The sequence below is a fragment of the Mycobacterium shinjukuense genome, assembly GCF_010730055.1.
GTDB lineage: Bacteria > Actinomycetota > Actinomycetes > Mycobacteriales > Mycobacteriaceae > Mycobacterium > Mycobacterium shinjukuense.
The window spans coordinates 4,324,916-4,340,297 of the sequence record NZ_AP022575.1 but is presented as its reverse complement, the minus strand read 5'-3'; the positions used below and the strand labels follow the sequence as shown (position 1 = coordinate 4,340,297).

The window sequence follows — 15,382 nt, the reverse complement described above, 5'->3', positions numbered from 1 at the left end:
GACACCCCGCCGACAAACCAGAGAAACCAGAGTGACACAAGAGATTTCACGCCGACCGGTGTGGAATTAACCAGCCGCGACACCGGCCGGCCGATCGTTGGGCGTGGCGCGGCGGGGCCCGGCGGCGCGCGCCGGTCGGTACCGACTTTCCGTGAGCTTCCTCGGCCCGGCCCGGGATGGTGGGCGGGACAGGGCCTGTCAGTGGGGTCAGGCGGCAGCGCGGGGTAGGCGGCTGCCGGCGACGTTGTCCACCGGGCTGTCCATCCGGTTCTGCGGGGCCAGTGGACCGGCAGGCGCAGCATCGGCGGCGGGCCGATACCGGCACCAGCTGGCGCCACCTGCCACGGCGCGGCGACCGCCGCCGAGGGTGCCGTGGCGCGCCGCCGGTCATGCGCGATCACCGCGGCGGCGGACAACTCGGAGTTTGCGACAAACCGGTGATCTCGCCATGCCGGAAGCAGCCCCTCGGGGTAGCGCGCATCGTCATCCCGGTGCACCACCAACCGCATTGTGGCGCGCGCGAGCCCGGCCGTTGGCGTTGACCAACGCCAATCTCTCACTGCTGCAATGCATTCCAATGAGCGGACGATCTATCCAGGAAATCGCGCAGGGATCGCGCCGGGATCACGCCGGCTTCGCGGTGCGCACAGGCCCGCGCTGCTCGTCGGTGGCGGGCAGCCTCGTCGCCGGATGCTCGACGAGTGCGATGACACGGCTGGACATAAATCGTGCGGTCCGCACCGGCACACCCGACCGGGTCACCTCACTGACCTCTACGACTCCACGGCGAGTCGCGATCTCGACCCGGCGCCCGGCGCGAGTCGCGGTCACCTCATATACCCGCGAATCGGTTCCGGCGTCGATGACGATCTCGACCCAATCACCCTTCACATCTCCACAATGCGCGCGTTTGACACCGATTGCGAATGTCCGTCGCGCAAGGCTGGCAAGCGTCACGTGGTTCCGGACGCGTCGACCACGGCCAGGCCCCGGAAGGTGTCGACGTCTTGTTCGGTTTGCCGCCGATATTCGCCGAGGCCAGCATCGTACGCCGGGAACTCGAGCGATTTCCGCGATCGCGCAGTGAAGGCCGCCGACAACCGCTTTGTCGCGGCGTTGAGGAGCTCCAGCGCCGCGATCGACTGCGCGGAAGGATCGTGACGCGGTCCGTGTGCGCGGTGACGATCGCGCACACCGTGGCGGTTGTATGCCGTCGAGCGCCCGGACGTGACGTGTAGGCCATGACCGGGCGCCGGCCGAGCTCAGCGTCGCCCCAAAGTATCCGGGCAACGCCGCTCGCGCGTTGCAAGGCCGAGTGGGATCCTCCTGCTGGACGCATCCGCCGCGATCGGCTGAGAGGCCAAGCGTCGCCTGGAAGCGCCAATCGGCGCCCGCCGGGGAGGCCGTTAGCCTCACATCGTCCGCTATCAGGCTGGGCCGCCTGCCGGGGTTCCGCCGAGCTCGTTGAGGCGCGTCATCGCCGGTGCCACAATCGAGGTATGGACCAGGCCTAATGGGCCCGAGGATGGTCGGGTATGGCGGGTCGGCCCTCGGATCACTGGCAAGGAGAGTCGGCGCACGCCAACGGGTTCCATGACGAGGCTCGGCGGAATGTGGAGACGACGATGGTCGAATTGATGGTGGCCGGGCTGGGTAGCGCGGCTGTGCTGCTGTTGTTGTTGGCGACAAACCTTCGCGTCATCAAGCAATTCGAACGAGGCGTCGTTTTCCGATTCGGACGGGTCCAGGCGGCCGCTCGGGGACCCGGGCTGACGATGCTGGTTCCGGTCGCCGATCGCCTTGAAAAAGTGAACATGCAGATCATCACGATGCCGGTGCCCGCCCAGGACGGGATCACCCGCGACAACGTCACCGTCCGCGTGGATGCCGTCATCTACTTCAAGGTGGCCGATCCGGTGCGCGCGGTGGTCGACGTCCAGGACTATAAGTCCGCGATCGGGCAGGTCGCTCAGACGTCGCTGCGTTCGATCATCGGCAAGAGCAATCTGGACGACTTGCTCTCCAACCGGGAGCATCTCAACCAGGGCCTGGAGTTGATGATCGACAGCCCGGCTCTGGGTTGGGGCATCCACATCGACCGCGTGGAGATCAAGGATGTGACGCTGCCGGACTCGATGAAGCGGTCGATCGCGCGCCAGGCGGAGGCGGAGCGGGAACGGCGGGCGCGGGTGATCACCGCCGACGGTGAACTGCAGGCGTCCCAGAAACTGGCCTCCGCGGCGCAAGTCATGAGCGAGCACCCGGCAGCGCTTCAGCTCCGGCTGCTGGAAACCGTCGTCGAGGTTGCCGCCGAGAAGAACTCGACACTGGTGCTGCCGTTCCCGGTGGAGCTGCTGCGGTTTTTGGAAAGCTCGTCCGCCCGCGAGCCGGGGGCCATGGAAAACGATGAGGCGGCGAAGCTCGCCCCGCCACCGATTCCCGACGACGCCCGGGGACTCGAAATCGACTCCCGCACCGCCTAGTTTCGCGCCGCTTCATCCGCGGCTCACGCGCACCGCGGTGGGGGAGATCGGCGGGGCCACCTTCGGGTTGGCCCGCTGGCTGACCCCCGGCGAGGTGTCAGCACGATCGGGGGAGCAGGTTGGGCAGGCCGCTCGGCAGGCCAGCCAGACCGGCGCCGCACACCGCGTCGACCACGTCCTCGGTCACCGCGACGGGAAAGTTGACCGCCGCCGCGCCGACCTCGTCGACACCGTCGCGCATCGCGGTCACGATCGTGGCCGGATCACCGGTGAGCAGCGCCTGCCAGATGTCGTAGGCCGCGAATTGCGGCGCCGTGATCAGGTCGCGCACGTCGACAAAGAGCGCCGTTGGCAACGACGCGGGTGCCACGGGTATGCCTTCCCAACTGACCAGCGTCCAACCACCCTGGGGATCGCCCTGCACCACGACGGTGCCGGTGTTGGACAGCGGATGGGTGAGCATGAGCAGAAGATCGGGGTTGTCGACGTTCATCATCGTCCCGACGGCGATCGTGAATGCGCTTGAGTACGCGACCGCGGTGATCTTGCCGTCCGCGGCCACCACCGGGTTCGCCAGGGCACCGTCGTACATCGTGTGAACCGCCCCGTCAAAGGCACGGTCGAAAACGATCCCGTTGATGTCGGTGGAGCCCGGGGCCAGCATGGGCACCAGGGGAAATCCGAGCGTCCACGCGATCGGGCCGACCAGATAAAGCAGTCCCGCGGGGCTGATCTGCGGCAGGCCATCGAAGACGCCGGCATTGATCTCGTTGAGCCCGGGCAATGCCTGCGTGTTCATCCCCAACAGGGCGGCCAACGGCGCGGCGGTCTGCTGCGTCCTGATCAGCTGCGACGTGAAAATCCCGGCGTAGGGGCCCTGCGGCGCAAGGACGTTGGCGATGGCCTGCGCCTGCTGCTGGCCCAGCGCGGTGAGCGGAACCCCGGGCACTGCCGTGTCGATCCAGCCCGCCGCGTTGGCCGCCGTCTGCCCGTGCCGCACGAAGTCGATGACGATCGTCTGCCCGCTGCCGCCGGTCGCGACCATGGCCGCGGCGCCGTCACCGACGAACCAGCCGCCACGACCGACCGCCCCGCCGACGCCGCTCGTGCCCAGCGGACTGGCCCCACCGGCCCCGCCCAAACCGCCGTTGCCGAACAGCAACGCTTGGCCGCCCGCCCCGCCGGGGCCGCCGACGAGGCCCACGCCGGTGACCGCACCGCCGGCGCCGCCCAGGCCGCCGTTGCCCATCAACCAGCCGCCGGTGCCGCCCATGCCGCCCGCCCCGCCGGCAAAACCGGCGCCACCGACGCCGCCGTCGCCGATCAACCCGGCGCCGCCGCCATGACCGCCGGCCACCGGTTCGGTGCCGCCGGTGGGGCTATAGCCGGCCCCGCCGTCACCGAACAGCAACCCGCCGGCACCGCCATGCGGGCTCGCCGCGGTTCCGGCGGCACCGTTGCCGATCAGATCGCGCCCGAACAGCATGTTGGTGGGCGCGTTGACGATCGGGTCGAGCGCCTCGCCCAACGGGCTGTGCATCCATGCTTGGCCGGCGGTGTGCACCGGGCCATAAACCAACGTCTGAAAACCGTTGGCACCGAACGAACCCGGATGTGCGGCCGCCGCCTGCAACGATGTGGCGACAGTCGCCTCGGTGGCCAGATACGATGCCGCCGACGCGCGCAAGGCGCGCACAAACCGCTGGTGATACGCCGCCGCCCGGGCCGCCGCCGCCTGATAGTCCCGAGCGTGCGCGCCGAACAGCGCCGCGATGGCCACCGACACCTCATCGGCGGCCGCCGCCGCCACCTCGGTCGTCGGTACGGCCGCGGCCAGGTTGCCCGCACTCACCGCCGAACCGATCTGGGCTACTTCGGCCGCGACCGTCTCCACCATGTCGGTCGCCACGAGCATAAATGACATCCGCTCCCCCGGTGATATCGCGTACTACACATCATGGGGGCCAGCGCGGGAAAAAGTCGCGAATCGATACAAATGGAGCGGGCAGCCAAGGCGTGCCCGGGCGGCCCCGCACATGGGCGCCTCTGGTCAGCGTGGTTGCGCAAGGATGGCGCCGCCCAGCCAGCGTTTGATGAAGCGGCGCAACTCTTCTCGCGTTCGGGTGGGCTCGTTGGGGGCGACGAAGAACGACAGCATCGTGCGCAGGGTGAACTCGACGAGTTCGCGCTGGGCCCCTTCGTCGTATCCGTAGTGTGCCCAGTCGACGTCGAAACGGCCGATCATCCTCATTCCGAAGGCCTGCGCTTCGTCGGATGTGATGTTGCCCGAGTGCGCAGCCGCGTGGGGCGCCGACAGCAGCAGGCCGAGATGCGGCGTGCGGGCGACGTCCTCCAACGTGAACAGCACGCCTTCGGTCATGGCCTCCGCCGGATCGGTGATGCCGCGGACGGCGTCGGTAAGCCGGTCGAGGAAGGCGTCCACCGAGGCGATCGCCGCCGCATGCATGAGCGCGTCGGCGGTCGGGAAGTAGCGGTACACCGTCTGCCTGATGACCCCCAGCGACGAGGCGACGTCGGCGATGCTGACATCCGATCCGGTCTCGGCGATCAGTTTCACCGCCGTCGCCACGATGCGCTGGGATGCTTCCTCATCGGTGCCGGGGGGACGCCCGTCCCATCCGCGCCTACGTGCCACGGTGCGCATCCTCGGCCGGCGACATGCCCGCAGGATATCGCCCTGGTGCATTGACGGCCCGCGAATGTAATCATACACTTAACAGCCAACATGTATGATCACAGACTGCGGGGGTGCGACCGATGACGGATCTTCAGGTGCGCAAGATGCGGTTCGCGTTCGCGGACTATGACGTTCCGTTCCTGTGGAACGAAAAGAACCCCGCGTTCTCGAGCATGGCCAACGCGGTGTCGTTCCTGGCGATCGCGTTCGAGAAGATGATCGGCGCCATGATCCCCGAGGCCATGCCGCTGATCACCGATCCGGCCGTGGCCGAGGAAGCTCAAGCGTTCGTGCGGCAGGAAGGCCAGCACTCCATGGCCCACCGCCAGCACGCGAAGGGACTGATCAAGAGCTATCCGGCGCTCAAGGACACCCTCGACGCGGTGATCGCCGCCTTCGACGAGCTGACCGCCAACGAGCCGCTGCGGTACCGGCTCGCCTACACCGCCGACCTCGAGGCGACCTTCACGCCGGTGTTCAAACTGATGCTCGACAACGATGACACGCTGTTCGCGCCGGGCGACGACCGGGTGGCCTCGCTGTTTTTGTGGCACTTCGTCGAGGAGGTCGAGCATCGCAGCTCGGCGTTGATCATCTACGACGAGGTCGTCGGCGACCCCTGGTATCGCATGCGGGTGGCACCGTCGGTGTTCAAACACGTCTGGTCGGTGCTGCGGATGGCCGCCGAAGGCTTCAACAAGCACGTTCCGCTGGCCGAACGCCAGGTCGACGCCATGTCGACCTTTGGCATGTACCGGCGGAAAACCGCTCTGCTGCAGCGTCTTCGGGTCAGCCGCGTCGCCAACCACGGACCGTTCGGGAACGCATTCGGCCACCTGCCGCTGCGCGAGAAGCTGATCGCGGTATCGGGGATCGTGCGCAGCCAACTGCCCAACCACGATCCCGCACGGGAGAACCTGCCCGCGCTGGCCGAGGAATGGTTTGCCCGCTACGACGACGGCTACGACGTCACCAATTGGTACACCGCGGCCACCAAGCAGAACGTCGATGCCTGAGCTGTGCTCACCGACATTCGCTGAACTCGCCGCACGGCTGGGGTTTTCGTGCGACACGGCCGGGGGCCTCGTCGAGTTCCGCAACCCGTTCGGCTTGCAGAACTGGACGCTGCCGGTGCTGGAGATCACCGTGGTCGCGGGCGCGGTGCTGACCCTGGCCTACGCGATCATCCGCTGGCGTCGGCACGACGACCCGACCAACCTCGTGCTGTGGTTCGGTGCCATCGCCTATCTGCTCATCATCGAACCTCCGCTGTACTTTCCGGCGGCGTTCGGCATCAGCGAGCACGTCGACACGATGTTCGCCCACAACGTATTCACCGTCGAATTCCTGTGGGGCCGGCTACCGCTCTACATCGTCGCGATCTACCCGACGATGGCGACGGTGGCGTTCGAGATCGTCCGCATTCTTGGGGTTTTCCGACGCCACGGTGTCCTGTCCGGGGCGATCTGCGTCGGGTTCGTCCACCACGCGTTCTACGAGATCTTCGACCACCTCGGGCCGCAACTGCGGTGGTGGGAGTGGACGCTAGACCATCCACTGAACAAGCCGTTCTTCGATTCGGTGCCGCTGCCCAGCGTCGTGGTGTTCGCCGCGTTGTGGCCCATATCCCTGGCGTTTTTCGTCCAGCTCGTCGTCGGCCGGCGGGTGGACGAGGGCGGGAGTTTCACGGGTGCGCAGGTGCTGTGGCGCACCCTCGCCGTCGGAGTGCTGGCCTCGATCGGCACCGTGGTGCTGCCGCTGCCCGCCACAGTTGGCGGCATCATCTCCGGCAGCACCACGGTGGCGGGCTTCCTCTACGCGGTCGAACTCGTCGTCGTCTCCGTCGTGGCGATAGCGCTGCTCGTCGGCCAGTGGCGCCGTCTTCGCCGCGCCAAAGCCGTTGCCGCCGTGGGCTATTCCAACCCACTTATCCTGGGCTACGCCGCGGTGTATCTCGCGGTCATGACGGTCCTCTGGTTGGCGGCATTACCCGCATACTTCAGCGCCGCCGGCGGCGTCACTCCCAGCGGCGACCCCACCGGCAGCCTGTGGTATACCATCGGCTGCCTCGTTATGGCGGGCTTGTGCATCGCCGCAGCCGGCACCGCCACGCCACGTCGGCCGCTGGAAACCGGCGTCCAGCCGCCTCACCAGCCCAACCCCGCTCGGGAGCCCCACCAGGTTTGACGGTCACGCGTTCGAGCTATGCCGGGCAAGGAAATCCAGCACGGCCCCGGCGAAGACATCGTTGCGATCGCCGGCGACCATGTGTCCGGCGCCGCGCACATCGGTGAACTCGACCTGCGGGAAGCGGGTAAGAAATTCGTCGGCGCGCTGCTGGCTGACCAGATCGCTCATCTGGCCGCGAATGAGCAGCATGGGCACGCCGTGTCGCAGGATCGCGGCGACGGCCGCATGCATGCGGTCGGGATCGGTGACCTCGACGGGGGGCAAGGCCGCCGCGCCGCTGATGAACTGCGGATCCCAGTGCCAGTACCAGCGATCACCGCGGCGGCGCAGGTTGGTGGTCAGGCCGTCCAGATCGGTGGGCCGGGGCCGATGCGGGTTGTACTCGGCGATCGCGTCGGCGACCTCCTCCAGTGAACCGAACCCGGATTCCACCCGGTCGACCATGAAGGCGTGGATCCGGTCCGCCCCGGCCTGCTCCATGTTCGGCACGATGTCGACCAACACCACCGCGCTGGCGATGCCCGGCGAAAGCTCCCCCGCCAGCAGCATCGCGGTGAACCCACCCAGGGAGGCTCCCACCAGCACCGGTCGCGGAGGCAGGCTGCGCAGCACCTCCTCGACGTCGGCGGCAAAGCTGACCACGCGATAGTCACCCTCGCTTGACCAGTCGGATTCTCCATGACCCCGCAGGTCGACCGTGACGGCCTGCCACCCGCGGGCGGCCACGGCGGCCGCCGCCCGGCCCCACGAGCGTCGGGTCTGCCCGCCGCCGTGCAGGAACACCACGGCACGCGCACCGGGATCGCCCAGGCGGTCAGCGACGATGCGCACACCGCCCGCCCCCCGGATCACGAACGGTTCGGGGTCGGTCGCCATTCACGCGATCCTATGACCGTTACTCGTGGGGAGTTGGCCGTTGTTGGCCATTACCGGGGTAACGGTTGCCCGACCCGGTAGTCGCGTTCTTGCCCGGTTGGGTGCGCGGGATTTGGTTCCCCGTGTCCCGGTCTGGGTGGCATATCCTTTCACCGCTTTGGCCTTTCGACGCGCCTTCCGTTCGTCGACAGTCAGGGTGTCTGTGGTGGGGGCGGCCAGCCGCCTGCGCCAAAGAGTCCGCGTCGGTGCGGGGCTTCCCGAGCCTCAACAATGCCGAGTTCCTGCGGGGTGCGCCGACGGGATGACCAGCCAGGTCAACGCCGGCATCGCGCACTGAGACCCGGCGGGAGCGCATACGATGCCTGGGTGGCCACCCTAGAAGATCTCGAAGGCGCCCTAGAAAACCTCCGAACCCGGGTCACGGCCGTGGAGACATCGCAGACCGACTACCCGGCGATGGCCTCAGCGATCAAGGCCGTCGGGGAAACTCAACAATTGCTCGCCGACGTGCTGCGAGGATTCGGCACCGGATTGAGAGACACCGCCGATGACTCCAACCAACGCATCCGCTCACTGGAAGCATCCGCCGCCCAGATCACAGCGTCCGTCGGCGAGATCAAGACCCTCCTCGCCCAAGCGCTCACCCGCTGACCGACGCGCGGGCCGCACCTCGCTACGGATGGGGAAACGCCATGGCATTCGACAGGCCGTCACCGGTGACGGAGTTGACGCAGGAACTCCGGTTCGCCGCGACCATGACCGGCGGCGTCAGTCTGGCGATCTGGATGGCCGGGGTTGCGCGAGAAATCAACCTGCTCGCGCAGGCGTCGCAGTGGCGCAGGGCGGGCGGACCGTTGCCCACCGACAACCGACTCACCAGGGAGGCCACGGCTTCCCTGCGCCGCTACGCCCAGCTCATCGACTTGCTCGACATGGTCGTCGACGTCGACATCCTGTCGGGAACGAGCGCGGGTGGCATCAACGCGGCCCTGCTTGCCAGGTCGCGAGTCTCCGGGTGTGACCTGGGCGGGCTACGAGACCTTTGGCTCGACCTGGGCGCGCTGACCGAGCTGCTGCGAGACCCGCGCGACGAGCACACCCCGTCCCTGTTGTACGGCGACGAGCGGATGTTCGCTAGGTTGGCCGAGCAGATCCCCAAACTCGAGACCGGGCCGTTTCCGCCCGCGGCGTTTCCGGAGGCTGCGCGCACGCCGTCCACCACGCTATACATCACCACGACCCTGCTCGCCGGCGAGACAGGCAGGTTCACCGACTCGTTCGGCACGCTCGTTCAAGACGTTGATCGGCGTGGCCTGTTCACCTTCACCGAGACCGACCTCGCCAACACCGACACGATCCCGGCCTTGGCGTTGGCGGCCCGCAGCTCCGCGTCGTTCCCCATCGCCTTCGAGCCGGCCTTCCTGCCCTTTAGGGAGGGCACCCCCGCCAAGGGTGGCGTGCCGGCTCGGCCGCCGATGGCGCCGTTCAGCAACATCACCCGCCCCCACTGGGTGGCCGATGGCGGCCTGCTGGACAACCGGCCGATCGACGTCGTGCTGCGGCGCATCTTCGACCGTCCCGCCCGACGACCGGTGCGCCGGGTGCTGCTCTTTGTCGTTCCCTCCTCCGGACCGACACCGGACCCGGTGGCCGAGCCGCCGGTGGCCACCGTCGACGAGCCGCTCGGGCTGGTCGACGGGCTGCTCAAGGACCTGGCTGCGGTCACCACCCAGTCCATCGCGGCCAGCCTGCGGGCGATCCGCGCCCATCAGGACCGCATGGCGGCTCGCACCGACACCAAACTGCGCCTGGCCGAGCTCGCCGCGGCGCTACCCGACGGCACGCGGCTGCTCACCCCGGCGCTGCTGGCCGACTACCGGACGCGTGAGGCCACCAACCATGCGAATACCCTCACCACCGCCCTGCTGCGCCAGCTCAGCACGTGGCCGCCGGAATCGGCCGGGTCAACAGACAGTGTGCCGAAGGGCTGGGAATCCGGCGTCGCCGTCGGGGGTGACGCCGAGCAGGTGTGCCGACGGCAGGTCATCGAGTCGATCCTGAGTCGCTGGTCGCAACCGGCCGAGCGTGCGCTGCCCGACGGTCCGGCCGACTTTGCGCGGTATGGCCAACCGGCCTACGACCTCGCCAAGGGTTGCGCGCTCGCCGTCGTCCAGGCGGCATACCAGCTGGCCAAGTCCGAAGCCGACCTCGGCGCCTTGGCCGAACTCACCCGAGGAATTCACGCGGCCTGCCCACCTCCGTCACCGGTCGATCTGGGTGAGCTGGTGCGCACGGTGTGCGGCAACGAGGCGATCCGGCGAGGGTCGCTCGCCAACGCCGCCCGCCTGCTCGCCGCGGACTATCTGCACCAGGCCAGGGTGCGGGAGCAATCGTGGATCGCGCTGGGCGAGGCCCTGGTCGACGGCTACCCACTATTGACTCGACTCGCCGGTGCGGCCGCCTCCGCCTTTGGCGCACAGCAGGATTCGCTGCTCGCGCACGATCACGTCGCGGCCGGCCAGCTCACCACCTACCTCGACTATCTGGGGTCACCAGCCGACTCGCGCGACCCGGCGACCATGGCCGCCAAGCTGTTCGATCTGGCCGTCACCCAGCGGGCGATGCTGCCGTCGGAGGCAGACGTCGAGCAGTCGGTGGAGCTCGTGCAGGTCAGCGCCGACACCCGCACCCTGCTTGCGCCCGACTGGCGAACCGCCCAGCAGAAGCTCACCGGCATGCAGTTGCACCATTTCGGCGCCTTCTACAAACGCTCATGGCGAGCCAACGACTGGATGTGGGGCCGGCTGGATGGATCCGGTTGGCTGGTGCACGTCCTGCTGGACCCGCGGCGGGTGCGGTGGATCGTTGCCGCCCGCGGCGGCGAACGCCAGGTCGTGGCCAACAAGCGGGAAAGCGGGGCGCAGTGGTTCCTGCGGCAACTCAAGGCACTTGGGGCACCGGACCTTCCGAGTTCCGGCCAACTTGTGACCGAACAGGTGCTGCTTCACGAGCTTGCGTTCTTGGACGACCCGGCCATGGCGATACCCCCCAGCATTCCCCAGACGTCGCTGTGGCTGGCGCAAGCGTGGCAGCGATGCGTCCTCGACGAGGAATTGGACGTGCTGGCCAACACCGTGATCGACCCACAGCCGGGACAACGGCCGGACTGGAGCCCGGCAAGTTCGCGAACCTGGGCCCAGAAGGTGTTGGCCGCCGGCGCAGGGGACGCCAAATATGCTCTGTTGAAAGAGAATCCGGTCGCCAGCGAAACATTCGCCACCGACAAGGGGTCGCCGCTGATGGCGCAGACGGTCGCCAAGGTTGCCGCGACCGCGACCGGGGCGGCCGGATCCGTCCGGCAGCTGCCCAGCGTCGTCAGGCCGGCCCTGGTCACGTTGCGAACACTGACGCTCGGCGGATATCAAGTGGTGTCGTGGACCAAAGGCATTGCCCGGTCGACCATCATCGCCGGCGCGGTGCTGTTGGTGCTCGGCGTCGCCGCCGCGATTCAGTCGGCAACCGTGGCGGGAGTGACCGGGCTGGTCATGGCCGCAACGGGTAGTTACCTCATCGTGCTGGGCACCTGGCAGCTATCCAGCCGGCTACTGTTCGCGCTGTTGTCGGTGACCCTTGTCGGCGCGGTGCTGTCGCTGGCCACGCCCGTCGTGCGGGACTGGCTGTTCGGCGACGAGCAGAATCCCGGCCTGGTCGGTGCCCATGCCTATTGGCTGGGCGCGCAGTGGTGGCACCCGCTGATCGTGGTGGGAGCGATCGCGCTGGGCGTCACCGTGATCGCGGCCGCCATGCCGGGGCGACGGTGACGGAGCACGCAGTCACAGTGCGGTAATTCCGTTGTAGAGCACCATCAAACCCAGCAGGACCAAGACGACCGCGACCATCGCCGCGTGATTCTTTTCCATCCAGTCTTTGAGCCGGTCCAGCGTGTCGCCGAGGCGATCCCCGCCGGCCACGTAGGCCACGATGGGCAGGGCCGCCGTTGACGCGGAGACGACGACGAAGCCGGCGGCGCACACCGACTTGCCCGCGATCGCGAGCCCGCTGGTGCCGATGGCCACCCCCGCCGCCAGGCAAATGATGAAGACCTCGGGTCGTACCACCGCCAGCGCCGTCCCGGTAATTCCCGCGCGCCGCGGGGTGATGGTGGCAAACGAGCGCATCCACTTCGGTGTCTCGCTGCGGCCGTGGCGGGTCAACCACCGGTAAACGCCGAACGCGACCAGCGCCGAGCCGAGCACCACGCGAAGCCAGGACGCCCAGGCCGGGGGCGCCTTGTGCAGCCCGCCAAACATGCCGGAGCCCCCGACGAAAACCGCGGTCAGCGCGGCCAGCCCCAGCAGCCAGCCGCCCAGGAAAGCAAGTCCGGTCGGCCGCGGGCGAGACGCGTGCAAGACCAGCACCGCCGGGATGATCGACAACGGCGAGACCGCGATGACCAGGGCGAGCGGAATCAGACCGGCCAGCACCGTGGCCCAATTTGCTGTCACGGGCAGCTATCTTCGCATTGCCATCGGCGCGCTGACCTGGCCGGGCCAGTCCGCTGGCAGGAGAACCGGGGCCTGTCCCCTCGGCGTATTCGTGGCGCCGATCGTCCGGGACGGCGAATCCGGCCGGCGAACTGCTCGGTGAATGTGAATCGCGCGACGCGACACGCCGACAGGGCGTCGCCAGATTCACAGTCGCGGTGTGGCGTTGTCATGCGGGCAACAACCGGTGCGGGTCGAACATGGCGATGGCGTGGTCGGTGGCCCGATCGATGGCCAGCTCGGCAAGGATTTCGCCGATCACCGGAACGAATTTGAAGCCATGCCCGGAGAACCCGCAGGCCACCAGGACGTTGGCGCACCGCGGGTGGCGCCCGATGACGAAGTGCCGGTCGGGTGAGTTGGCATACATGCACGTCGCCGCCCGCAGGCAAGCGCCCGCCAGCGCCGGCAGCAACGTGCCGACCCGCGCGGTCACGTCACCGACCTCCTGGGCATGCACCACCCGGTCGATGGTGTCCGGGGTGCAGCGGACTCCCGCGCAGACCTGACCGACTTTCACCCCACCGCCGGGCCCGTCGATCGCCGGAAACCCGTATATCTGTGTGCCCGAGGCGTTCTCGGGGCGGCCAGGTGGTAGGCCACGGCACTTCCCATCCCGCCCAAACCAACCACGACAACGTCGTAACCCGTTGCGGCGCTCTTCATCCCGACTTACTGCCAAGAAATGGTGATGCTAGCTCGCCGGGCAGCGACGATCGGGTACTGCCGCTGTCTCACCCAACCCTGACACACGGGAGACCTCGCGCGCTCCAGCGACCATGTCGTCATCGATCGCATCATCGCATCAGCCGATCGCTGCCACCAGGATCTCGCGGAGGACCACGCACATATCGAGATCAGATATCGGGCGGCGACATCCGGCGCCTAGGCTTTTCAGTGGGCGCCCCTGGCGATCCACCGATCCGGTCGAGGACACAGCGACGAAAGGCGTGAACCGTGACAGAGCAACTGCCAGCCGTGGGCCGGCGCACCCTTCTTGGGATCTCGGCATCCGCGGCCGGCGCGATCGTCCTAGCGGCGTGCGACAGGACGCGGCCGAAACCGAGCTCGGGCGGGCCCGGAACCCCCGCCGAAGAGGAAGTGCCGGTCACGGCACCCGAGGACCTGATGCGCGAGCATGGCGTACTCAAACGCGTCCTGCTGATCTATCAAGAAGGGATCCGTCGTCTGCAGGCCGGTGAGCCAAGTCCGGCGGAGGCGCTCAACGCGGCAGCGGAGGTTGTTCGCAGCTTCATCGAGGACTACCACGCACGCCTGGAAGAACGGTACGTCTTCGCCAAGCTGGAGCAGGCAGGCAAACTCACCGACCTTACGGGCGTTCTGCGCACCCAGCACCAGCGCGGCCGGGTGCTCACCGACCGGGTGCTTGCCGCCACCGCGGCGGCCGCCGCGTCGGCTCAGCCCGCGCGAGATGCCCTGGCGCAAGACATGTCGGCGTTCGTCCGGATGTATGAGCCCCACGAGGCGCGCGAAGACACCGTAGTCTTCCCGGCGCTGCGCGACGTGATGCCCGCCGCGGAGTTTCGCGACATGGCCGAGATCTTCGAAGACGAGGAGCACCGGAGGTTCGGCCAGGACGGCTTTCACGTGGTGGTCGACAAGGTCGCCGATATCGAAAAAAGCCTCGGCATCTACGACCTGAGCACGTTCACCGCCACCTGACTCGGCGGAGCAAGCCCCAGCGCCCGGCGGTAAGGGACCATCGCCTGGCTGACGTGGCGTCGGCGGTGTATGGCCGCCGATGTCTCGGACGCGCCGGCATTGCCCACAGGGCTAGCGGCAGACCTGCGTCGCGAACTGCACCGTGGTGATCGAGGGCGTGTTGAACCGGGACTCGACGGTGAGTTCGGGCACCACCTCTTGATTGTCGATCCCCAGCCGCTTCAGGTCGAGATAGACCTGGATGGTGTCCGGGGCGGTCCTGCGGGCATTGGTGTCGCGGTCGGGCCGCATCGATGCTTCACCGCCGCTCGCCCCCGGCGCGCTGGTGATGGAAAGGTCATCGGTGTCGTCTTCCGGCCCGAGTTCGACGAACTTCTTGCCGTTGTTGGCGACGCTGTAGGTCAGGACATAGCCGACGAACCCCGACGTGTGCGAACCCGTCGGCGACTGCGGCAACGGTTGGGCGAAACGAATCACCAGCTCCAGCACGCTGCTTCGAGGATGGTTGACCTCGACGGCGGCCACGGTGATGCCACCCGGCGGCCTTGGCCCGTCCTGGGTCCGGCAGCCGAGCTGCTTCGGCAACCGCGCCCAATCGTCGTGCGGCGACGGTGTCCAGGCAGCGAACCCCACCGCGGCCAGGGTCAACAGCACCGCGATGAGCAGCGTCAACCGCAGCCCCACCGGCATTGCCGACCAGCGCCGACGCGCGCCATCGGCGATGGCCGACCACGGCGATCGCGGCGCCGAACGGCCCGGCCGGCAATGCGTGGTCCAGCGCTCGCCATCCCAATAGCGTTGTCCCCCAGAACCGCCGGGATCGACATACCATCCCGCCGGCGGCGAAGTCGGCACCGTTACGCTCCATTCAGCATCGGGGACAAGGTCATACGGTTCGACAACCCAGG

11 protein-coding genes and 2 pseudogenes are annotated in these 15,382 nt (G+C 68.0%); 6 read left to right on the top strand and 7 right to left on the bottom strand.

Annotation, left to right across the window (positions count from 1 at the left end; all coding sequences use genetic code 11):
- Positions 1–624: 624 nt before the first annotated feature.
- Entirely contained in the window at positions 625–891 is a 267-nt protein-coding gene (locus G6N20_RS19640; RefSeq protein WP_083048516.1) for a hypothetical protein, read from the bottom strand.
- Positions 892–1,637: 746 nt separating this feature from the next.
- On the opposite strand from G6N20_RS19640, the gene G6N20_RS19635 reads away from it, so the two are divergent.
- The gene (locus tag G6N20_RS19635) at positions 1,638–2,483 is read left to right on the top strand and encodes an SPFH domain-containing protein (RefSeq protein WP_142272048.1); all 846 of its coding nucleotides are present in this window, start codon (positions 1,638–1,640) and stop codon (positions 2,481–2,483) included.
- Between the two features lie 97 nt (positions 2,484–2,580).
- On the opposite strand, the gene G6N20_RS19630 is transcribed toward G6N20_RS19635, so the two are convergent.
- Both G6N20_RS19630 and G6N20_RS19625 read right to left on the bottom strand, forming a co-directional pair.
- A complete protein-coding gene (locus tag G6N20_RS19630; RefSeq protein WP_083048523.1) occupies positions 2,581–4,407 on the bottom strand; it encodes a PE domain-containing protein in 1,827 nt (608 codons plus the stop codon).
- A gap of 126 nt (positions 4,408–4,533) precedes the next feature.
- Positions 4,534–5,139 carry a TetR/AcrR family transcriptional regulator gene (locus G6N20_RS19625; RefSeq protein WP_083048594.1) on the bottom strand — a complete coding sequence of 202 codons (606 nt, stop codon included), beginning with the start codon at positions 5,137–5,139 and terminating at the stop codon, positions 4,534–4,536.
- A gap of 122 nt (positions 5,140–5,261) precedes the next feature.
- Between G6N20_RS19625 and G6N20_RS19620 the strand changes: the two genes are divergently transcribed.
- Together G6N20_RS19620 and G6N20_RS19615 are read left to right on the top strand one after the other, a co-directional pair.
- Positions 5,262–6,197, top strand: coding sequence for a metal-dependent hydrolase (locus G6N20_RS19620; RefSeq protein WP_083048525.1), 936 nt, complete (start codon positions 5,262–5,264; stop codon positions 6,195–6,197).
- Positions 6,190–7,368, top strand: coding sequence for a hypothetical protein (locus G6N20_RS19615; RefSeq protein ID WP_083048527.1), 1,179 nt, complete (start codon positions 6,190–6,192; stop codon positions 7,366–7,368). The genes G6N20_RS19620 and G6N20_RS19615 overlap by 8 nt, the downstream gene beginning before the upstream one ends.
- A gap of 3 nt (positions 7,369–7,371) precedes the next feature.
- Here the strand turns inward: G6N20_RS19615 and G6N20_RS19610 are convergent, their stop codons facing one another.
- Positions 7,372–8,247, bottom strand: coding sequence for an alpha/beta fold hydrolase (locus G6N20_RS19610; protein ID WP_179961494.1), 876 nt, complete (start codon positions 8,245–8,247; stop codon positions 7,372–7,374).
- Between the two features lie 366 nt (positions 8,248–8,613).
- Between G6N20_RS19610 and G6N20_RS19605 the strand changes: the two genes are divergently transcribed.
- Together G6N20_RS19605 and G6N20_RS19600 are read left to right on the top strand one after the other, a co-directional pair.
- The gene (locus G6N20_RS19605) at positions 8,614–8,898 is read left to right on the top strand and encodes a hypothetical protein (RefSeq protein WP_083048529.1); all 285 of its coding nucleotides are present in this window, start codon (positions 8,614–8,616) and stop codon (positions 8,896–8,898) included.
- Between the two features lie 41 nt (positions 8,899–8,939).
- Positions 8,940–12,068 (top strand): patatin-like protein, encoded by a 3,129-nt coding sequence (locus G6N20_RS19600; protein ID WP_142272045.1) that lies wholly within the window; start codon positions 8,940–8,942, stop codon positions 12,066–12,068.
- A 12-nt stretch (positions 12,069–12,080) separates the two neighbouring features.
- Here the strand turns inward: G6N20_RS19600 and G6N20_RS19595 are convergent, their stop codons facing one another.
- The gene (locus G6N20_RS19595; RefSeq protein ID WP_276004486.1) at positions 12,081–12,758 is read right to left on the bottom strand and encodes a GAP family protein; all 678 of its coding nucleotides are present in this window, start codon (positions 12,756–12,758) and stop codon (positions 12,081–12,083) included.
- A gap of 202 nt (positions 12,759–12,960) precedes the next feature.
- Positions 12,961–13,371, bottom strand: a pseudogene (locus G6N20_RS19590) (FAD-dependent oxidoreductase); the annotation flags it as partial.
- 370 nt (positions 13,372–13,741) lie between these two features.
- On the opposite strand from G6N20_RS19590, the pseudogene G6N20_RS19585 reads away from it, so the two are divergent.
- Positions 13,742–14,474 (top strand): annotated as a pseudogene (locus G6N20_RS19585) (hemerythrin domain-containing protein).
- A 111-nt stretch (positions 14,475–14,585) separates the two neighbouring features.
- Here the strand turns inward: G6N20_RS19585 and G6N20_RS19580 are convergent.
- Positions 14,586–15,329, bottom strand: a complete 744-nt coding sequence (locus tag G6N20_RS19580) for a DUF2510 domain-containing protein (protein WP_083048535.1) — start codon at positions 15,327–15,329, stop codon at positions 14,586–14,588.
- Positions 15,330–15,382: the final 53 nt, after the last annotated feature.